The organism is Marinobacter sp. MIT930201, from assembly GCF_047122665.1.
Classification (GTDB): Bacteria; Pseudomonadota; Gammaproteobacteria; order Pseudomonadales; family Oleiphilaceae; genus Marinobacter; species Marinobacter salarius.
Window position 1 is genome coordinate 572,084 of sequence record NZ_CP138916.1, and the last position, 18,378, is coordinate 590,461.

The 18,378-nt window shown below is 52.0% G+C and carries 21 protein-coding genes and 1 pseudogene; 9 read left to right on the forward strand and 13 right to left on the reverse strand.

The genetic code is table 11. The annotated features are described in order from the left end of the window. Positions 1 to 161 precede the first annotated feature (161 nt). On the reverse strand, positions 162 to 419 hold the full coding sequence (locus tag SIC19_RS02705; protein WP_273623705.1) for an MbcA/ParS/Xre antitoxin family protein: 258 nt from the start codon (positions 417 to 419) through the stop codon (positions 162 to 164). A 285-nt stretch (positions 420 to 704) separates the two neighbouring features. Here SIC19_RS02705 and SIC19_RS02710 point away from each other — a divergent pair, with 285 nt between their 5' ends. The 4 genes from SIC19_RS02710 to SIC19_RS02725 all read left to right on the forward strand — a co-directional run bounded on the left by SIC19_RS02710 (position 705) and on the right by SIC19_RS02725 (position 2,068). Continuing rightward, positions 705 to 830, forward strand: coding sequence for a hypothetical protein (locus SIC19_RS02710; RefSeq protein ID WP_257903138.1), 126 nt, complete (start codon positions 705 to 707; stop codon positions 828 to 830). Between the two features lie 22 nt (positions 831 to 852). Then, positions 853 to 1,098 (forward strand): hypothetical protein, encoded by a 246-nt coding sequence (locus SIC19_RS02715; protein ID WP_219496101.1) that lies wholly within the window; start codon positions 853 to 855, stop codon positions 1,096 to 1,098. Between the two features lie 183 nt (positions 1,099 to 1,281). Next, positions 1,282 to 1,908, forward strand: coding sequence for a hypothetical protein (locus SIC19_RS02720; RefSeq protein ID WP_219496104.1), 627 nt, complete (start codon positions 1,282 to 1,284; stop codon positions 1,906 to 1,908). A 34-nt stretch (positions 1,909 to 1,942) separates the two neighbouring features. Continuing rightward, positions 1,943 to 2,068 (forward strand): hypothetical protein, encoded by a 126-nt coding sequence (locus SIC19_RS02725; RefSeq protein WP_257903139.1) that lies wholly within the window; start codon positions 1,943 to 1,945, stop codon positions 2,066 to 2,068. A gap of 214 nt (positions 2,069 to 2,282) precedes the next feature. Here SIC19_RS02725 and SIC19_RS02730 read toward each other — a convergent pair. Next, positions 2,283 to 2,400, reverse strand: a pseudogene (locus tag SIC19_RS02730) (IS66 family transposase); the annotation flags it as partial. Between the two features lie 89 nt (positions 2,401 to 2,489). On the opposite strand from SIC19_RS02730, the gene SIC19_RS02735 reads away from it, so the two are divergent. Further along, on the forward strand, positions 2,490 to 3,635 hold the full coding sequence (locus SIC19_RS02735; RefSeq protein ID WP_219496105.1) for a hypothetical protein: 1,146 nt from the start codon (positions 2,490 to 2,492) through the stop codon (positions 3,633 to 3,635). Between the two features lie 84 nt (positions 3,636 to 3,719). On the opposite strand, the gene SIC19_RS02740 is transcribed toward SIC19_RS02735, so the two are convergent. Further along, positions 3,720 to 6,053 carry a TOTE conflict system archaeo-eukaryotic primase domain-containing protein gene (locus SIC19_RS02740; protein WP_373274852.1) on the reverse strand — a complete coding sequence of 778 codons (2,334 nt, stop codon included), beginning with the start codon at positions 6,051 to 6,053 and terminating at the stop codon, positions 3,720 to 3,722. Between the two features lie 85 nt (positions 6,054 to 6,138). Further along, on the reverse strand, positions 6,139 to 6,573 hold the full coding sequence (locus SIC19_RS02745; RefSeq protein ID WP_219496107.1) for an antitoxin Xre/MbcA/ParS toxin-binding domain-containing protein: 435 nt from the start codon (positions 6,571 to 6,573) through the stop codon (positions 6,139 to 6,141). A gap of 501 nt (positions 6,574 to 7,074) precedes the next feature. Here SIC19_RS02745 and SIC19_RS02750 point away from each other — a divergent pair. The 3 genes from SIC19_RS02750 to SIC19_RS02760 all read left to right on the forward strand — a co-directional run bounded on the left by SIC19_RS02750 (position 7,075) and on the right by SIC19_RS02760 (position 8,486). Then, on the forward strand, positions 7,075 to 7,698 hold the full coding sequence (locus SIC19_RS02750; RefSeq protein WP_219496117.1) for a hypothetical protein: 624 nt from the start codon (positions 7,075 to 7,077) through the stop codon (positions 7,696 to 7,698). Between the two features lie 208 nt (positions 7,699 to 7,906). Beyond that, positions 7,907 to 8,050: a hypothetical protein gene (locus SIC19_RS02755; RefSeq protein ID WP_219496119.1), complete on the forward strand. Its 144-nt coding sequence runs from the start codon at positions 7,907 to 7,909 to the stop codon at positions 8,048 to 8,050. After that, positions 8,043 to 8,486: a hypothetical protein gene (locus SIC19_RS02760; RefSeq protein WP_219496121.1), complete on the forward strand. Its 444-nt coding sequence runs from the start codon at positions 8,043 to 8,045 to the stop codon at positions 8,484 to 8,486. Before SIC19_RS02755 ends, SIC19_RS02760 begins: the two co-directional genes overlap by 8 nt. 210 nt (positions 8,487 to 8,696) lie before the next feature. Here the strand turns inward: SIC19_RS02760 and SIC19_RS02765 are convergent, their stop codons facing one another. The 5 genes from SIC19_RS02765 to SIC19_RS02785 form a co-directional block, all read right to left on the reverse strand. Beyond that, positions 8,697 to 8,939, reverse strand: coding sequence for a hypothetical protein (locus tag SIC19_RS02765; protein ID WP_228744613.1), 243 nt, complete (start codon positions 8,937 to 8,939; stop codon positions 8,697 to 8,699). Between the two features lie 184 nt (positions 8,940 to 9,123). Further along, complete coding sequence (locus tag SIC19_RS02770) at positions 9,124 to 9,807, reverse strand: hypothetical protein (protein WP_219496123.1); 684 nt, start codon at positions 9,805 to 9,807, stop codon at positions 9,124 to 9,126. A 99-nt stretch (positions 9,808 to 9,906) separates the two neighbouring features. Next, a complete protein-coding gene (locus SIC19_RS02775) occupies positions 9,907 to 10,173 on the reverse strand; it encodes a hypothetical protein (RefSeq protein ID WP_092034143.1) in 267 nt (88 codons plus the stop codon). Beyond that, positions 10,166 to 11,395 carry a site-specific integrase gene (locus tag SIC19_RS02780; RefSeq protein WP_219496125.1) on the reverse strand — a complete coding sequence of 410 codons (1,230 nt, stop codon included), beginning with the start codon at positions 11,393 to 11,395 and terminating at the stop codon, positions 10,166 to 10,168. The genes SIC19_RS02775 and SIC19_RS02780 overlap by 8 nt, the downstream gene beginning before the upstream one ends. Then, positions 11,388 to 11,633 carry a hypothetical protein gene (locus SIC19_RS02785; protein ID WP_219496126.1) on the reverse strand — a complete coding sequence of 82 codons (246 nt, stop codon included), beginning with the start codon at positions 11,631 to 11,633 and terminating at the stop codon, positions 11,388 to 11,390. Before SIC19_RS02785 ends, SIC19_RS02780 begins: the two co-directional genes overlap by 8 nt. Positions 11,634 to 11,785: 152 nt before the next feature. Here SIC19_RS02785 and SIC19_RS02790 point away from each other — a divergent pair, with 152 nt between their 5' ends. Continuing rightward, positions 11,786 to 11,992 carry a helix-turn-helix domain-containing protein gene (locus SIC19_RS02790; RefSeq protein ID WP_219496133.1) on the forward strand — a complete coding sequence of 69 codons (207 nt, stop codon included), beginning with the start codon at positions 11,786 to 11,788 and terminating at the stop codon, positions 11,990 to 11,992. Between the two features lie 144 nt (positions 11,993 to 12,136). Here SIC19_RS02790 and SIC19_RS02795 read toward each other — a convergent pair whose 3' ends face one another. From SIC19_RS02795 to SIC19_RS02810, 4 genes are all read right to left on the reverse strand, one after another. Then, positions 12,137 to 14,227: a 3-hydroxyacyl-CoA dehydrogenase NAD-binding domain-containing protein gene (locus SIC19_RS02795; protein ID WP_219496142.1), complete on the reverse strand. Its 2,091-nt coding sequence runs from the start codon at positions 14,225 to 14,227 to the stop codon at positions 12,137 to 12,139. Between the two features lie 81 nt (positions 14,228 to 14,308). Beyond that, positions 14,309 to 15,532, reverse strand: a complete 1,224-nt coding sequence (locus SIC19_RS02800) for a CaiB/BaiF CoA transferase family protein (protein WP_219496144.1) — start codon at positions 15,530 to 15,532, stop codon at positions 14,309 to 14,311. A gap of 14 nt (positions 15,533 to 15,546) precedes the next feature. Further along, positions 15,547 to 16,707 (reverse strand): acyl-CoA dehydrogenase family protein, encoded by a 1,161-nt coding sequence (locus SIC19_RS02805; RefSeq protein WP_219496146.1) that lies wholly within the window; start codon positions 16,705 to 16,707, stop codon positions 15,547 to 15,549. 294 nt (positions 16,708 to 17,001) lie between these two features. Continuing rightward, complete coding sequence (locus SIC19_RS02810) at positions 17,002 to 18,084, reverse strand: alcohol dehydrogenase (protein WP_273623708.1); 1,083 nt, start codon at positions 18,082 to 18,084, stop codon at positions 17,002 to 17,004. Positions 18,085 to 18,378 lie beyond the last annotated feature (294 nt).

Sequence of the window (18,378 nt, forward strand, 5' to 3'; positions counted from 1 at the left end):
CTCAGACATATTGTTTCAGAGTTGAATGGGGCAGATTTGCAGTAAAGCGGGGTTTTTTGCGCACTTTTCGGTAACTATGACGAGATTTGCCAGGAATTAGTTGACTTACACACATTTCAGAAGAGCGATCGGCTGTGGACGTACGAGTCACATATGTCAGCTCAGCTGAAATCACCCTGCTCAATTTTGTAAAGCACTTCCGTGAGCCACCGCCTACCCTCAAAGGTATCCAGCAGGCTCATGGGAATCTGATCTGCTAACGCATGGACCGGATGACTCAGCCATTCCACGGCCTGGTCATGGGATTCCCACACGGATACGCAGTACGATAGTAACCTTGCCAGATCGAGCACGTTTTCTGACGTTCTGGCATCCAGAGCATCCGCCTGACAGGCTGCTCGCAGTTGGGATGAAGTCATGCCAAGTGCTATCGCAATCTCATGTTCCAGGCCAGTCTCACCCACTAAAGAGGCCAGCCAGTCACCGGGTATACCCCTGCGAACCCACTGAACAAAAGTCACAGGGTTCGAGAGCACATCTTCAAGCATGCCGCGAGAAAAGAGAGTTTCTTGCGGGCGCTCAGGTACGAGGGCAAAGTAAGGCGTGTGACTGATGTACTTGGGCCTGACTTCACCGTGTGGACGGGATGACTCACACAACCCTTAGCCTACAATATTCAGTACCACTTCTCATGAGGATAAATCATGGACCTCGAGACCGGTATACTCACCGCGATGACTATCGGCGTTGCTGGTGCCGGGCTGCTGACCGCTTGGTGCCTCTGGTCACGCCGCAAGGAACTCAAGGATCACGAAATGAACAAAAAGTGACAGTGCTTCCGAAGGAGGGGATATGGCCAAAAAACCCACGACTGAAAACCAACTCCTACAAGACCTCAATGCCCACACGGCCCACACCGACGAGCTAGCGCAACCGCTTCCTCAGGAGCTGACACCACTTGAGCGTTTGAAAGGCTCCGTCAAACGCTACGAGCGGCCCCTGGATCCGGTCTGGGAGGAATGGTTTGAGTCCGAGGAACGTGTGACCGAGGATTTCATGGACGACCGGGATCAGCCACCGAAAGATCGGAAGGAGTGACCGCGCCCGACAGCGATTAGATGGTGAGTTTACTTAGCCAATACTCGGCACAACAACGCCTGGACTGGGGGTCAGGCTTAACTGGCCAAGCCGCTCCAGGAGTCCGGGCACAGCATCCTATAATATGTTGACAGCTGGACTTGGGGCTGACTCAAAGATCGCACCGGAAGGAGGGGGGGAAACGTGGTATCAGACGAAGATATGCGGAGCCAACTAGCAGCGAGCGTGGGCAGGGATTATCTGAAATACATGCTGTCCGGTGACACTATTAGAAACGCCCCGACAATCCCGGAAACAAATACTGCGCCGCGCGCCGCGCGCCAGCCACTGACACCTGAAGAGAGGGACATCCTTGAGAGCGGTGGCGCCCGGTTCGGCGACACTCTCGGGCACACTCGTGACGAACTCATCCACCATCAAGTTCAACGAATTCAGGACGAACTTCGTGCCATGATTCAGCAGGCGCTCACCCTCAACGAGGTCGCGCAACGGCTTTCCGTGTCAAAAGAGGCTGCCCTCCAGCTTCTCACGAAGAAGCACCCAGGCCTACACGCATTTAAAGCACCCAATGGCGTTCTGCTATTTCCAGGCTGGCAATTCACAGAACAAGGTCTCATGCCGGTTCTTCAGAGTATCCTGAAGCACATTGATCCAAAAGTAAGCGCACTCACCATCAACCGTTTTATGACCAGCAAACACTGCGATCTACCACTCGGCAATCGCTGCCTAAGCCCTCAGGAATGGCTTGCCTCAGGGCATGATCCAGTAGAAGTGGAGAGGCTCGCCAGGGATATCTCGGGACAGATATAATTCTCTTAAAGTTCATAAAAATTCCGGAGGCGATATGAACATGATGGCAGCCCTTATCGGCTATGGAGGCTTTGCTTTATCCCTCTTTACAATTGGCATCATTGGTTACTGGAAAGCCGATGCGCTGGAGGCTTGGGCAAAAAGGAAACTGAAATCCTGACGTTATCAGGCTCAGCCACCACTTCAATAACGCCCAGGCGGCTCCAAAGGCTTCAACCACCGCTGAGGTAAGACGCGGGTTCCGAGTAGATCGCACAAGCAAGAATACCCGGGGCCACACTGGCGGCTGTGCGCCTTTAGCTGCTTTAACAGCCATACGACTTTAACCGCCGCATGATCATTGCGATAGCTCCTTAAGGGGCTGCAATTGGAAGCCCCACCCATTCAGCCAGCGTAGCGAGAGATCGTGAGCCCGGCACGGCCGAAAATGCGTTCCTGATGGTACAGCGAGAGATGGTCGGCGTACTTGGCCACCAGCACCTGAGCCAGCAGGCAGGGCGCCTTTAGTAGCATTTAGTAATTTACTATACTAAAATAGTTTTTTATTTACTAATCTCGACTACTGGCCGCCGAGGCGCTTTATGAACGCACATGTGGACTGGCACTTTCCTCGCCGCGAGCTGACGGATCAGTTTCTGTCGACTTTCGCCAGTGGTGTCTCCAACACCCTGACGCTCTTTGCACCTCGGCGCATGGGCAAGACGGAATTCATCCTCTTTGACCTTATCCCGGAAGCACATGAGCAGGGCTATCGGCCCATCTATGTAAGTTTCTGGGACAACCCCCGGAACCCGGTTACCTGCCTCAAAAAAGGCCTTGAAAGGAGCATCGGGGAAATGACCTGGCTAGAACGCCGGCGCTGGGCTAACTCCCACCTCGGAGCTCTGAAGCTGGGTGGCGAGGTCGGCATAGACGGGACGGTGAAGGCCTCGGCCGAGGTCTCTGGACGAAACATCCCGCCACAGGAGGATGACCTGAGCCAGCTTCGCAGCCGATTCGAGACGTTGCTGAGCGGAAAGAGGAAGATATTGCTGTGCCTAGATGAAGTCCAGCATCTGGCCACCGACCGGGCTTTCGAGCCCCTGGTGTTTTTCCTCCGGACCCTGCTCGATGAAAACAGGGACAAGCTCTATGTTGTCTATACTGGTTCGTCCAGAGACGGTCTGTACCGCCTGTTCAATCGCCGAAAGGCACCGCTGTTTCGCTCATCGTCCCAGATCGACCTGCCAGAGCTAGGGTCAGGCTTCGTCAAACACATGCTTGATGCTTTTGATCAGGCCACGGCCAGGACTCTATGCTACACCCGCGCTTTGAACGCATTCCATACCCTGAACCGGGTTCCGCGGGATTTTCGAGCCGTCATCGAAGGTATGGTGCTCTCCGGCGAGACGGACATAACCTCCGCGACGGAGCGCTACCGGCAGTTCACCAATGATGCCAATGAGTACGAGAAAATCTGGTCCCAGCTCAAGCCCATCGAGCAGGCCATCCTCGCTGTCATCGCCCAGAACATTGCCGGCCCCTACCACGAGGATGCTCGCCGATTCATTGCCACCTGGCTGGGTGTGACAGAGCCCGATGTGGCAACGCATACGATCCAAAATGCGCTGAATCGGCTTCGGGGAGAGTTCCTGGCGCCGGTTGAGAAAGGCGTCTGGGTATTTGAGGACTTAGATTTTAAAATCTGGGTTGCTGAGGCTTTTGCAAAGGATCCGACTGAGCGCTAGGTTTACGGTCGTCGATATTCGACGCCTCAACGTTGCGCCGGGCCAAGAAGGCTACCAGGCAAGGCGCAACGATGACGTAAAAAGCTACAGCAACCTTTCTTGCCCAGACGAGGTAAACTGATAACCCATCGCCTTGTAGCCTTTCTCCCGTTTTCGGAACATGCGCTCAAGCATGGGTAGGCCAGCGTCCAGATAATCATAGACAGTGACTTCCTGTTTGCCATGGGCATCCCTGTGGATCCTGCCAGCGTACTGCGAGAGCGTTCCTTTCCAGGCGATCGGCAAGGCTAGAAACAATGTGTCCAGTCGAGGCAAATCAAAACCTTCCCCGATGTATTTCCCGGTTGCAACGATAACCTGAGCTTCTTGTAACTGTGCTTCCGCCGCCCGGCGTTCTCTGATGCGCATCCCTCCCCGCAACACCACCGATGATATGGATTCTGCGTCCAGCAGCGTTGCCAGCCTCTCAGCATGCTCTCGTCGTTCCGTAAGCAGAAGACAATTTGCTTGGTTTTGTACACACCGTACGACATCCTGAACAATATCCTGATTCCGGGCGCTACTCTCAGCAAGCCAGCGGTAAACTGAAGCTATGTGAGGCCGTTCACCACCCTGAGAGAGGTCAGTGGGTGGCGTTTCGTGACGCTCCCGAACGATCACGCGTTGGACAAACCTGGAACTATGATCAGCCCGAACTTTATGACGAACAGGTCCCGCAACCATAAACATGATTCTCTGGTGACCATCTTGGCGGTCAGGCGTTGCAGTAAGGCCTACGACGTATCGGGCGCTGACTTCGTTAAGCAGCATCTCGTAGCGGGGCGCTGAGACATGGTGACACTCATCGATGATGATCTGGCCATACTCCCGGACCAGGCTTGAGACCGTATTATCTTTCTTGTTGATCAGGCTTTGATAAGTCGCGACGTCGATCTGACCGGTAGGTTTCTTCTTGCCACCGCCAATCACACCCACCGATGCACCCTCCATGAAGGTTTCCAGACGCTCCTTCCATTGATCGAGTAACTGGCGACTGTGAGTGAGGATCAGCGTGTTAACCTGCCGCTTGGCCACAATGCCAATGGCGGTTACGGTTTTGCCGAAAGCGGTTGGAGCATGGAGTATTCCGGTATCGTGGTTGGCAAGCGCCTTCACAGCCTTCTTCTGATCACTACGCAACGTTGCTTTCAGGCTGATAGCGTCCAGAAGTTCGCCCCGGGTTCTGCGGTCATCGATTTCTACCGCTATTCCCTGTTCCAGCAACAATGCCTGGAGCTCATCAAAGCAGCCCCTCGGAACCGATAGATAACCTTGCTCAATCCTCGCACAAGAAATGTAACGAGGGATGCCATGAGTTGAGAAGCGAAGTGCCTGGGATTTGAAAAACAACGGGTTGGCAAAACTCGCCATACGCTTTATGCGTGCAGCCAGTGGTCCCGGTATGTCTGACAACTTCATATAAATGTGATTGACCAGAGTGAGCGTTATGCGCTCGGGACATCCTTCAATCATCCCAGTCTCGACTGGCGAGGATTGCTCCCACGGTAACGCAACTGGCGCTGCAGCATCGGAATCAGGCTCCTTACCAACCATCTCTCGAAGCGCGTCCGGCGAAACGGTCTCTTGCCGACTGAGCAGCCCCCACTGATCGGGATGCGGATTCAGCTCATCATCGACAAACACCGTACACCCACGACTTCGTGCCTGGTGCTGAAGCGGCAGAGCAATCAAATTGCCAAACCCACCATCGGGCATCGTATCCTGATTGGGGAATAAACGGTCATAGGAATCAAAAGACAAGCCAGGGTGGCGCTCCATAGCTTTATCCAGCAGATTGAACCCCAAAGCTCTCGCGGACCATGCCGGAACTGCGTCGGAAAAGAAAACCCATAGATGAGCACCAGCTCCTGATTGGGAGATCTCTACAAGATAAGGAATGCCTTCATCACGACAAGCCTGGGCCAGCGCTCGAATGTCTGCCCGCCAGTCCTCCTTATCAAAATCGACGGCCAGAAGATAACAGGAGTTGTCCGGCAACAAAGGATATAACCCAGCCACATGCTTGCCAGACAGGTGGTCATACACCGCATTGAAATCCAGGGGCTTAAATTTTTTGTGCGGACACTCCCCGCATTTGATTCGAGGTTTCTGACAGATCCCCGGAACCCACTCATTCTCACAGGCGACCGCATAGCCGGAACGGCCGCCGGATCCCTGCCAGCGGACCGCATAAACATCCTGTCTGCCGCCAAAGAGGTTCCGGAACAGTTCTGCCTTTTGGTCGGGAGTCAGTTGCGTTGCTGCGGGTCGTTTCGCGGAGGCATGAAGCTCGTTCTTCCTAGAAAGAAGGGCAGCCTTTTCCCTCTCAAGCTCGGATAACTTTCGTGCAATGGCCGCGAGCTCGTCTTCTATTCGGATACCTGCCTCCTAGCCAGTGACATCAGTTAATTCGCTGATAGTACCCTGGCGATCTTTACTCCACCGAACCTTTCAGCGTGCGGCACTAGCTGAACTGGCCACCCTCGATTTTTCGGAGGACCTCAATGATCCAACGCCGGCCTTCATGGGTGTCCAATAGGCTGACGGGACTCTCACCGCCAAGAGCCGGCACCCCACTCTTCAACCATTGATTTGCTAATACCGGAGACTCCCAGGTGGCTGCGCATGAATAAAGCACTCTCGCGATTTCCAAAACTGCTTCCGAGGTTCTGGTATCCAGGACATCCATATCGCACAAAACCTCAAGCTGCTTTTGCGGCGCGCCAAGCGCCTTAGCAATACTCTCATCTAACCCGGACGACCGGATGATCGAAGACAGCCAATGTCCTGGAATACCTTCCCGAACTGCACGAATGAAGGCCGGAGGGTCAGCGAACAAGTTCTCGGGCACACACCCAACAACCATCTCAGGACATTGTTGTGAATTATTCTGCTTCATAAAGTTGCCCAGCATCGTTGATAGGGTCGAAGTTGATTCGTATTCGCCAAAATTTCACTGACTAAATTATAATCGTATAGTAAACACGCCACTCACGCATGAGGCAGCAATGGATTTTGAAACGGGTATTCTGATGGCTATGGCGATCGGAATTGCGGGGTCAGCTGTACTGACTGCCTGGTGCCTTTGGTCTAGATATCGAGAAGTCAAAGATCTCGACAATAGGTAGCTACCTTAATTCCCCCCCCCCTCAAAGGCCGGCCCGGAAAATCAATGCGGATAGTGATGCGCCGGATATCAAGCATGCCAGTGCACTATGGCAGTTGGCCGAAAGACTCACGGTGGCGAATCGCCCCATTTTTCAAACCTATTGCGCGAGGTCATCGGGCTCGCCGATTCAACTCAAAACTATGCTGACATTGAAATCATTGTCCAAAGAAACTCAGGATTTGTGCAGTTTGCAGAGTAGGGTCGAAGAACCGCAACGGAGAAAACAGTGACATGGCTCATTCAAACGCCCCCAACAATGACGTTTCCGAGGTAATGATTCGCCTAGGTATTTCTGAGACAGATCTTTCGAAATTGCTGAAAGTCGCAGACATTGATTATCCTGTTCACGCTTCGCCAGAACGATCTACGGACACTCATCCATTGTCCGAGAAAGAGGTTGAGGTTTTAAGGTCCGGAGGAGCCAAAGGGTTAGATGCAGGCCCAAACCTCCATATAGCCCGAGTTAATTCGTTACGACGATTGATTGAAGAGTGCCAAACGCTCATTGAACACGCACTCTATTCAGAATCAGTCGCAAAACTACTACAGATCTCAGTGGCTGAAGTCGAACGGAATGCGCAGCGCTCACCTCCCTATCTGCATGGATTCGAGCTGGAACCGGGAGTATGGCGTTTTCCAGCCTGGCAGTTCACCGATGCAGGGGAGATTCCGCACCTGGCCACTATTCTCCCTATCTTAGCGCATCGAGAACCAATGTTTTTAGATCGATTCATGCGTCTTCCACATTGCGATCTAGAAATTGATCACAAACCTGTGAGCCCCAGAGACTGGCTCATCGCCAAACACGATCCAGATCAGATCTTTCAGTTGGTTCGACTTCTGGAGTCAGATTAATTGCCTCTTCTCTTCAATCAAAATCCCTCACTCATCTTCAGGATTAACCCAAAGCCCGTTCTTGATCTGGCGAGGTTCATGACGTCGTATTGACGGCTGCATTTTCCGACTTCCGATGAAAAACAGTCCGAAGGCTCGGCGAGCAAGATTTGGAGGACTTCAGAAATCCGATATTCTGGTCATCAGATTTCTTTACTCGGAGGGAACGATGGATATGCTCGCAGGATTGATTGGCTTTGGCGGATTTTTTCTAACACTGGCACTGCTGGGTCTGGTTGGCTACTGGCGGGCCGATCAATTAGAAGCGTGGGCGAAAAAGCGCTACTCGAAAGGAAATGATTGCCATGGCTAGCAGCTTTCCCGATCATAGAGGCACTGAGGACCTGCGCGTATATCTCGATTGCGCAGCAATTGCGATGCTTATGCTGAGTACTCTCACTCTAGTTGGAGCATACGGGCCATACGCCTGGATAAGTCCCGAGGACATTGAGGGCGTAAGCGGCAAATCGGGATTGATGTTTGTCGCCCCCTTATCGGGAGCATTAATAATCAGCGGCTTTCAGATCACGTCGAATCGCGCTGGCCGAAACCTGCCAACTGCCGCGGAGATGGCGCTGTTTTGTACTCTCCATTTGGTAGCGTTTTTGGCCAGCTATCTGGCAATCGCATTTTTCCAGATCTTAATGACTTCCATGGTCATTTTATTGATCGGCACTGCATTTACCTTTTTTCTTCCTGCAGCTGGCTTCATTCATATCAGAAGAAAGCGTCATCGATCATCTCACTAAAGGAGATGAATGCAAGAAGGCCAATCCGAATATCGACTGGTCCAGCATTGTTTGAGAGAGCTTCTACTTCTCGAATGGCTAAAGAAAAGCCATTTAGCCGCCGGCGAAAGCTACCCCGTCTTGTCGTCTGGCAGGCCCCAGTTCTTTTTTCGCACAACGCCAGGCTTTGCCCTGACTCTACTTCCGGTCAATTGGGTTCGCGTGTGGCTATCAGTCCTCACGCGACGGCTGATCCCGGTCTTCCATGAAATCCTCGGAACCCCCCTCGCTGGAGTCAAAGTACTCATCCCAAACGGGATCGGTAGGTCGCTCATAGCGTTTGACAGAACCTTTTAGCCGCTCAAGTGGCGAAAGCTCCTGCGGGAGAGGCACGGCTAACGCGTCAGCATGGGCCGAATCCACATCCAGATCTTCCAACGGTTCCTGTTCAGTAAAGCGTTTCTTTTTCACCATGGCCATCCTCCGAGTGAGCATCAATGCCACACAGGGCAGTTTAACAGGGCGTCAGCCGCGGCAGCGAGGAGCCGTTCCGAAGAGCCTCTCCGATTCAGTTCATAGATAAGGGGCCAAAGGCGCACCTCACGTTAGAACTCCAGCAATTTGAAGCTCTGGCCCAATAACTTGCAGGGGTCTTTGACTACTCGAAGACAGGTATCACTTGCAGAGTTATTTCCCCATCATTCTCTCGTATCTGATTAATAGACGCCTCGGAACTGAGGAACTCACTCGCGTTGATTATTATCTCAGCATCAGAAGAATGGCAGGTAATACAGATCTCCTTGCTCTCACCGAAGTCCACATCGAGATCCTCGTAAGGGTAACCTGGCGCAAGAGCCAACTTCATGGATGTCCCGTCCGGGCTATCGGTCATCTCCAATAGGGTTTTAGGGACTACTCTCACGCGGATGCTTTCTGAATCCTCATCCACATCCGCCTGGGTGATTAGATCTATACCATGGGATTTCCTCTTCCCCATGTTCTCAATCTGGCCCATGAAGTGATCGTTGATTCGGGCCGCCTGATTCCCCAAATTGCTTGAAATAAGTATCTCATCAGCGACTGCAATCACAGAAACTTCCGCATCCCATCCTTCCTCCTCGATCTCAAAATCTGAGCGCTCAACCATGGTCTTCTCGAAGCGCCTTTTGGCCTCCTCCAGCGGGATATTCAGATAGATAGCGTGGTTCTGATTGTCCGCATAGGTGATGACAACAGCCTGCATTAACGACTTGTCGGTGCGCGGATCGATTCCTTCAGCATCGCTCGACACAGCGACAGACTTAGTCCTAAAAAGAACTTGTGGGGTGGTATTTTCGGTCATGAATTCTCCTTTTCTGACCTGAGTATACAAGACAGGCCTCCGATTCCAGAACAAGCCGCGTGCGATTCTCAGCCAGCCAAAGCAAGTTACTGCTCACAGCTATTCCAAATCCATCAACGCTTTGGTCAGATACGTCTGAAGAGCGTTGGACAAGGTGCTAATATCAACATCTTCACGGTTCCTCTGCCGCTTCCATACCTCATTCCGAAGCCATAGTGCGACGGCATCGAAATTGTCTCGCGCCCTTTGCTGTTTTAGCAGCCAGACCAGGTCTCGCCCTTGCGAAATATTGTTCAAACGAATTAAAACTTCCGCCACTTCGGCGATATCTCTCTGAGTCTCGAAGCTAAGAGATGATTTAGGCATTTTCAGATTCCTCCAAGTCTTCTGAACGCGAGTCAATCAGGCGCTCGAAGGCGCTGCCGTCCATACGGGTCACATTCGGAATAAAACGCGAGTAAACCTTGAACAACATTTCAGTAGAGGAATGGCCCAACACTCGAGCCACCCATTCAGGGTTCTCTCCGGATGCCAACAACAACGTGGCTGCGGTATGCCGTGTCTGATAAGGCCGCCGCTTTTTCAAGTTCAGAGCTTGAAGTAAGGGGTACCAGACGCGCTTGGTCACGTTGTTGTGATCAAGCGGCTCACCGAGACGATTGCAAAATACGAACTTGCTCAGTTTGCCGGTTGCCGCGTGCTGTGCCTTGAGTGCGTCATAAACCGGGCCAAACATAGGGATTTCCCGCTGGGAGCCATCGGTTTTGGTGTATTCGGTCTTACCATTGATCAGCGTCTCGCGAACAAGAATCTCGCGCTTCTCAAAATCCACGTGCTCCCACTTCAAGCCATCGATTTCGCCGGTGCGCATGCCCGTGAAGAAGCGGACTTGATAGTAGTTGCGGTAGTCCTCCCGCACGTACTTGGTGATCTTATCTACCTCATCCATCGAGAAGGGTTCGATCTGGACCTTTTTCAGCTTCAGCGGCTTGATGTTGCGATAGGGATTGGCAAAGTCGTAGCGCTCGGCCCCCTCTGTCAGAATCATCCGTAGGATCGCCATGTGGCTATTAATGCTTTTGGGGGCCATTTGGGCATTGCCTCCCCTGCCCTTACGGGCCCCCAGCTTGTTGCGCGCGGCCAAGATGTGCGATTTGGTGATCTCGGTCAGGCGCTTGTTTTTGAACGCCGGCTTAAGGGAGCTTTCAAGAATGGACTCAACATTGCGCAGATGAGAAGCGCGCCATTGGATCTTGTTCTCTTGGAGCCACAGATCGGCGAAATCAGGGAACAGCGGCGACTGATCGGTTTCCTGATCCGGATCAGCCATTACATTTGAAGCCCGGCTGCTTCCAGAAAGCGCCCCTGCCTTGGCCAGTTTTTTCAGGTTCTTGCTGCCCGGGAAGAATTCAGCGTAATCGAATTCACCCAGGAGAATTTTGGCCTCAACTTTCTGAAGAAGTGCTTCGCACTTTTTACGGTTGGCCGGCGTATCCGGCAGCGCGGTCTGTTCCCTGCACCGCAGCCCCTCGAACATAAAATCCAGATAAAGCTTGCCGGTCTCCTTACGCTCTCTCACCTTACCCATGACATACCGCTCCGCTTGCCATGGGAATTGACAGGTGTTCGTGCTCACGAGCACTGACCAGCATTTCCTTTTCAACTTCTTCCCAGAGAAAGAGAATTTTCCGTCGGCCAAAAGGCTTGATGTAATGCTTGCCCTCCAGCAGTACCGTGTCTTTAAGACATTGACGGATTGTCCGGCAGTCATATTTGATGCGATCAGCCAGCTCTTCAGTGGTCAGATAGGTGTAGGAATTTTCCATCGAAATGTTCCTTCTGTTGCGTTACCCTAGATCAACAAAAGACATTCTCCGTATCAGAATGTCATCCTAAATGACATATTAAGCAACAAAAGTACATTTGCAAGCACTTTTTGCTATTCAGGATGGCATTTTTTAATTAAGGATGGTTGCGAATGATTCGATGTCACCTGGCGCGCCTAATGGGCGAGCGCAAAATGAAGATCGTGGATGTGGCGAGAGAGACGGGGCTGAACCGGAACACCATCACCCTGCTGTATAAAGAAACGGCCCAGAGAATTGATCTCGATGCGTTGGACAAACTGTGCAAGCTGTTCGATTGCGAGGTGGGTGAGCTTCTGGAATTTCAGAGAGATAAATGAAAATCAATCAAAGTTTTCGGGTGCCTACGTCGAAAACTGAGTGAGTCAAAGCAGTGACCCAGTGGACTTTCAGGCACATCGGAAACAATTAAGCTGGCGCTATTCTCAATGGGTGACGCCAGCTATTCCCATTTTCCCCTTTTTCTAAGAGCTCCACTCATCCAGCGTTCGATTACTGGAAACCAGCTTCTTAAGCAAAGGAGCGGGCGCCCAATGAGATTCTCCTGTGTCAGCATAAAGAGTCTCAATACACTCTAATATATGTTCAAGCCCGCGCTGACTGGCATAGAACATGGGACCACCACGGTATGCTGGGAAGCCGTATCCATTTACATAGACCACATCGATATCGCCTGGCCGCAGTGCAATCCCCTCTTCGAGTAGTCGGAACCCCTCATTAATCAAGGCCATCAGGTGTCGGTTTAGAATTTTCTCATCGGACAAGCTGCAGCGCCTGACGCCGTGCTTTTCGGCTTGCGCCCTGATAACTTCTAGGACGACCGGATCGGCTGAACGAGCACGAGTTTCCGGATCATACGCGTAATACCCTGCCCCGGTTTTTTGGCCGAGTCGTCCCAGTTCGACCAGAGCATCGGCGATACAGTAACTTTTGGGATCCCCTTTCTGCTCGTCTGTAAGGGCCTGACGCGCCTTGTACCCGATATCCAGGCCAGCGAGATCACCAACCGCCAGCGGCCCCATGGCCATACCAAAACCTGTCAGCACACCATCTATCTGGGCCGGCTCTGCACCTTCAATCAGGCATAGCTGGGCTTCCCTGGCATATTGTCTGAGCATTCTGTTACCAATGAAGCCGAAACAGACACCGGCCAACACCGGAACCTTGCCTATACGCTTACCCAATGCCATTGCAGTGGCAATTACATCATCTGCCGTATTCTCTGCCCTTACGACCTCTAATAAGCGCATCAGATTGGCGGGGCTGAAGAAGTGCAAGCCAACGACGTCCCGCGGGCGCGAAGTTGACGCCGCAATCTCGTTCACATCCAAGTAGGAGGTGTTGGTTGCCAGAATCGTTCCTCTCCTGCATACCTCGTCCAAGCGACCGAACACTTGCTTTTTCACAGCCATGCTCTCAAAGACCGCCTCAATGACGAGATCAACATTGGCAAGCTCTTGGTAACTGGTGGTGCCGCTGATGAGCGCCTCTCTTTCTGTCGCCTCGGCTTCCGACAGCTTTCCCTTGCTTACACTCATACCGTAATTCTTGCCAATGAGCGCAAGTCCCCTGTCCAACCCATCCTCACTAATTTCGAGCAAGGTCACAGGGATGCCAGCGCTGGCAAATGACATGGCAATACCACCACCCATAGTCCCAGCGCCAATAATGCCGACCCTCTGGACGGCACGGGGAGTAGCAGACTTGTCAATTCCGGGGACCTTTGGTGCCTGCCGTTCCGCAAAGAAAATATGCCTTAACGCAGCCGACTGCTCAGATTTGACACATGCCATGAAGCGGGAACGCTCAAAAGCCAGCCCTTCTTTAAACGGCATTTCCATGGCCGCCTCAACGCAACTCACTATTTTCTGTGGTGCTTCCTGGCCTCTCTTACGCTTATTCAGTTGGCCTCGATAACTCTCAAAGGAGTCTTTGTCGAAGCTGCCTTTCGGGATGGAGAGATCGCGGATCTGTCTCGGGCGCGCCCCGTCAGTGATGAGTTCGCGGGCATATTCCATGGCGCAACGAGCAAGATCGCCGTCAAAAACCCGATCAACAACACCAAGATCCCGAGCTTCCGTCGCACTGATTTTTTTACCGGTTGTCATGATATCCAGAGCAGCTTTTACCCCTGCCAGGCGAGGTAAACGCTGGGTTCCACCCGCGCCGGGCAGTAGCCCCAAGGTAACTTCCGGGAGACCGACGGAAGCTGATGTTAATGCACACCGGTAGTGACAGCTCAAAGCCAGCTCAAACCCGCCCCCCAACGCGGATCCATGTATAGCGGCGATAACAGGCTTGGCTGAAGATTCAAGAGCCGCATTCACCTGAGGCAGCGTCGGCTCCTGCATTGGTTTGCCAAACTCATTGATATCCGCACCGGCGCTAAATGTTCGCCCCTCGCACAAGACAACAATTGCTTTGGTGCCGTCGTCCTGCGCCAACTTTACCGCGTCGCAAATGCCCTCGCGCACACCCCGGGACAATGCATTTACAGGGGGGTTGTCGATGCTGATAATACCGAGATCATCAAGTTGTTGATAAGAGACCAACATATGTGAATCGTTCCTCTATTGAAAGATGGAGTCGAAATCTGAACACGTAACTTAAGTGGGATTGAGGTCAACGGACGGAAGTCAGACGACTCCCCGGGCCTGAAGATTCCGGATTTCTTCAGCTGATTTGCCGAGATCTCTCTCAAGAATTGCGACCGTATCCTCCCCAAGTGAGGGAGGTGCCTTTTCGTATCGCTGCGGGGTTTTGGAAAACTTGATTGGATTCGCAACTCCCGGAACCTTACCAAGAACAGGATGTTCCAATTCCAGCTTCATGTTCCGGGCCTTGACCTGCGGATCTTCAAAAACCTCTGCAATATTCTGAATGGGGCCGCACGGCACTTGTACTTTACCGAGGCAATCCATCCACTCCCGACTAGTCCTCAAGCGGGTGTACTCGCACAGCTTTCCGACAAGCTCCTGTCGATGAACAACTCGCTCCGGATTTGTTGCAAACCGCGGATCCCTCGGCAGTTCTTCGCATCCCATGACGCCACAAAGACGATGGAACTGGGCATCATTACCAACGGCAATGATTACCTGGCCGTCTTTAGTGGGAAACGGCTGGTAGGGTGCAAGATTGGGATGATATTCACCTGTTCGGCCGGGGACCCTGCCGCTACAAAAGTAATTCAGAGCCTGGTTCGCCAGCCAACTGACCTGCACGTCCAGTAGGGCCATATCAATATGCTGCCCCTCGCCTGTTTTCGTGCGGTGATGAATAGCGGCAAGAACGGCGATCGCCGCATTCATCCCGGTGGTCAAATCAGCCACCGCCATACCCACGCGTTGCGGCCCCGCCCCGGGTTTTCCATCCGCCACACCGGTGATACTCATCAATCCCGACTGAGCCTGAATCAGGTAATCGTAGCCTGCGTTATGGGCCATGGGGCCGGTGTGTCCAAACCCTGTGATCGAACAGTAAACAATACCGGGATTCAGCGCTGAGAGGTCTCCATAACCTAGCCCCTTTTTCTCCAACCCACCGGTTTTGAAGTTCTCTACCAGAACATCGCAACCTGCGGCTAATTCACGGATCAGCGCCTGGCCCTCTGGTTTACCAATATCGATGGTCACAGAGTACTTGCCACGATTGGCAGAGAGGTAATAAGCCGACTGCTTGGTAGGATTACCTGCCTTATCCCTAAGCCAAGGAGGGCCCCAATGACGGGTATCATCTCCCTGTTCGGGGCGCTCGACCTTGATGACCTCAGCCCCCAAATCAGCCATGATCTGGGTACACCAGGGGCCAGCCATAACGCGGGACAAATCAAGTACTCGAATTCCTGATAATGGACCAGACATACCAGACTCCTGGGTCAGAGTGAGCTTTCAGCGTTGCGAATCATTTGCTTGGCAATAACCAACTGTTGGATTTGAGAAGTGCCTTCGTAAAGCCGAAACAGACGCACATCCCGATAGAATCGCTCGACACAATATTCACTGATATAACCGGCGCCACCATGGATCTGCACTGCGCGATCCGCGACACGGCCTACCATTTCGGTGCAGTAGAGCTTGCAGCTGGAAGCATTCATGGACACCGCGGCACCGGAATCATAGGCTCGCGCGGTTTCCTCCACCATGCATTTGCCGGCGTAGTACTCGGTCTGACTGTCAGCCAACATTGCCTGGACCAACTGAAAGTTGGCGACTTCAGTGCCGAATTGTTTTCTCTGGGTCGAGTAGGCGAGGCTCTCGTCTATTAGCCTTTTGGCTGTACCAACGCTCAGTGCACTTATGTGCAACCGCCCCCTGTCCAGAACTTTCATCGCTGTCTTAAAACCCTGCCCTTCCTTTCCTCCGATCATGGCAGATACCGGCACTCGAACATCTTCGAAAATCACGTCGCAGGTATGAGAGCCTTTCTGGCCCATTTTCTTATCGGGCTGCCCCAACGAGATGCCCGGTAAATCCGCGTCCACCAGAAAAGCGGATACACCCCGACTGCCTTCCTCCCGACTTCCAGTTCTGGCCATCACCGTGAAAACACCCGCCCGAGGCGCGTTGGTTATATAACGTTTGCTGCCATTGATGACGTATTCGTCGCCGTCTCGCTTTGCCGTCGTCACGACCGAACCCGCATCGGAACCGGCGTCCGCTTCCGTCAGTGCAAATGAACCAATCAGTTCGCCGGAGGCGAGTTTCGGAAGGTACTTTGCTTTCTGTTCGGGAGTGCCGTCGATGATAATGCCTTGGGAACCAATGCCTACGTTGGTACCAAACATCGACCTAAACACCGGTGACGTGTACCCCATCTCCTGAATGATGGCTACTTCCTCACTCATGGTGAGCCCAAGACCACCGAACTCTTCCGGGATTGATAGCCCGAAGAGTCCCATTTCTTTCATTTCCTCGATGACCCCTTCGGGTATGTGATCCTCTTCCGCGACCTGCATTTCCAGCGGAACCAGGCGATCCCGGACATATCGCCGGATGCTGTCAATAAATTGGTTCAAAGTCTCTTTATCAAGTGCCATTCCGTTCTCCAGAACTTATTAAGTTGTGAACTAAATTACTAACTTCTAAACGAAGTAGCTATTATATGATCAACATATCTCCTATAACTTCTACTTATACATTTAACTGTTACCAAAAAATTAATTACCAACCGGTATAACGGCTATTTATCTTTTTGATTATTTTAAAGTTTCATAAAAAAGCCTCGGTAAAACCCAACCGAGGCAAAGGTAGAAATATACTGAAGATTCACGCCTTAATTAAAAGCTTGGTCAACGGTTAGCATTGACCTCAAGTAGCAAGTCTATGCTCAATTAGTTCTTGAGAATTATTCGTCCGGAAACCTTTCCATCGGACAGGTCTTCCACGGCAGATTCAGCCCTCTCAAGGGCCCGAATTTCTACAGGAATGTCTAGAAGATCATGTTGATTGGCAAACGTTACCAGCTCTTTCATTTCGGCCAGTGTTCCTGTGTAGGAGCCGATAATTGTAACTGCCTTCGTGACCAGGAAAGGAATCGGATAGCGCAGTTCGCCGCCATGTAAACCGACAACGACCAGCTTTCCTCCCTTCCTCAGAACCTTAAGGCCAAACTCAACAGTTTGTTCGTTGCCGACGAAGTCCAGAACAGCCATGCAATTCCCGTCTGCCTCCCGAGCCAACGCATCAGTCGCATCTACGCTACGGGGATCGAGTACGACTTTTGCGCCGGCCTTCTTGGCAATCTCTCGTTTATCCTCGGAAACATCCACGGCAACAATGTTACTGATTCCGGCGGATCTCAGCGTTCTGATTGCCAATTGGCCAAGCCCACCGCAGCCAATAACAATCACATACTCTTCTTCGTGCAACGGCTGAATTTTCTTGATCGCTGAAAAGGTTGTCAGGCCGGAACAGGCCAACAGAGATGCATTTGCAGGGTTGAGATTGCCAAGATCTAACAGGTAACGCGGATGGGGAACCGTAATGTATTCCGAGTAACCACCGGGTTTAAAAATGCCGAGTGAAGCAGGCTTACCGCACAGATTTTCTTCGCCCCGCTGACACACAGAACATTCGCCACAACCAATCCATGGATAGATTAACCTACGCTCGCCGATCGATGCATCGCTGGCATCCTCGCCCACGGCCACAATGGTTCCCACAACTTCGTGGCCAAGTGTTACCGGCAGCTTTATTCCACGGTCTCCGAGATTCAGCTTTTTACCGTTGCCAAGGCCGTAATAGCCGTCATGCACATGAACATCACTATGGCAAACACCGCAGTAATCGACTTTCAGCAAAACCTCATTTCCTTGCGGAACGGGTATCTCGTACTTTACCGGTTCCAATTTGCCCGCGAACTCCGAAAACTCATAACGGATGTATGCTCCGTCAGTCTCAGCCTGATTCGACATTATTATTACTCCCATGGTTCAGATAGATACCGGATCGAATAGCACTGTTTATTAAACTTGCCCGTACCCGGTACGAATATCTGGATTATCGGTTTTCGAATGATTCAACTAATAGAACTTCCTAATTATCATCCCGTTATTTTGCCTTTCTGGATTGAATAGAGTTATTTTTCTTTTGTACAAACCTTTGAAACGAAACCTCCTCATTAACATCAAGCCATCCTCGAAATAAAAACAACAACCGGGTTATTCAGAAAAAGCAGGATACTCCAATATCTGAACAGGAATCTTCAA

Coding starts and splice junctions, on each gene's coding strand:
- SIC19_RS02805 (WP_219496146.1), bottom strand. CDS start 16,707: ATGGCACTTGATAAAGAGACTTTGAACCAATTTATTGACAGCATCCGG.
- SIC19_RS02715 (WP_219496101.1), top strand. CDS start 853: ATGGCCAAAAAACCCACGACTGAAAACCAACTCCTACAAGACCTCAAT.
- SIC19_RS02745 (WP_219496107.1), bottom strand. CDS start 6,573: ATGAAGCAGAATAATTCACAACAATGTCCTGAGATGGTTGTTGGGTGT.
- SIC19_RS02765 (WP_228744613.1), bottom strand. CDS start 8,939: ATGGTGAAAAAGAAACGCTTTACTGAACAGGAACCGTTGGAAGATCTG.
- SIC19_RS02790 (WP_219496133.1), top strand. CDS start 11,786: ATGATTCGATGTCACCTGGCGCGCCTAATGGGCGAGCGCAAAATGAAG.
- SIC19_RS02705 (WP_273623705.1), bottom strand. CDS start 419: ATGACTTCATCCCAACTGCGAGCAGCCTGTCAGGCGGATGCTCTGGAT.
- SIC19_RS02795 (WP_219496142.1), bottom strand. CDS start 14,227: ATGTTGGTCTCTTATCAACAACTTGATGATCTCGGTATTATCAGCATC.
- SIC19_RS02760 (WP_219496121.1), top strand. CDS start 8,043: ATGGCTAGCAGCTTTCCCGATCATAGAGGCACTGAGGACCTGCGCGTA.
- SIC19_RS02770 (WP_219496123.1), bottom strand. CDS start 9,807: ATGACCGAAAATACCACCCCACAAGTTCTTTTTAGGACTAAGTCTGTC.
- SIC19_RS02725 (WP_257903139.1), top strand. CDS start 1,943: ATGAACATGATGGCAGCCCTTATCGGCTATGGAGGCTTTGCTTTATCC.
- SIC19_RS02710 (WP_257903138.1), top strand. CDS start 705: ATGGACCTCGAGACCGGTATACTCACCGCGATGACTATCGGCGTTGCT.
- SIC19_RS02780 (WP_219496125.1), bottom strand. CDS start 11,395: ATGGGTAAGGTGAGAGAGCGTAAGGAGACCGGCAAGCTTTATCTGGAT.
- SIC19_RS02810 (WP_273623708.1), bottom strand. CDS start 18,084: ATGTCGAATCAGGCTGAGACTGACGGAGCATACATCCGTTATGAGTTT.
- SIC19_RS02800 (WP_219496144.1), bottom strand. CDS start 15,532: ATGTCTGGTCCATTATCAGGAATTCGAGTACTTGATTTGTCCCGCGTT.
- SIC19_RS02785 (WP_219496126.1), bottom strand. CDS start 11,633: ATGGAAAATTCCTACACCTATCTGACCACTGAAGAGCTGGCTGATCGC.
- SIC19_RS02735 (WP_219496105.1), top strand. CDS start 2,490: ATGAACGCACATGTGGACTGGCACTTTCCTCGCCGCGAGCTGACGGAT.
- SIC19_RS02750 (WP_219496117.1), top strand. CDS start 7,075: ATGGCTCATTCAAACGCCCCCAACAATGACGTTTCCGAGGTAATGATT.
- SIC19_RS02775 (WP_092034143.1), bottom strand. CDS start 10,173: ATGCCTAAATCATCTCTTAGCTTCGAGACTCAGAGAGATATCGCCGAA.
- SIC19_RS02755 (WP_219496119.1), top strand. CDS start 7,907: ATGGATATGCTCGCAGGATTGATTGGCTTTGGCGGATTTTTTCTAACA.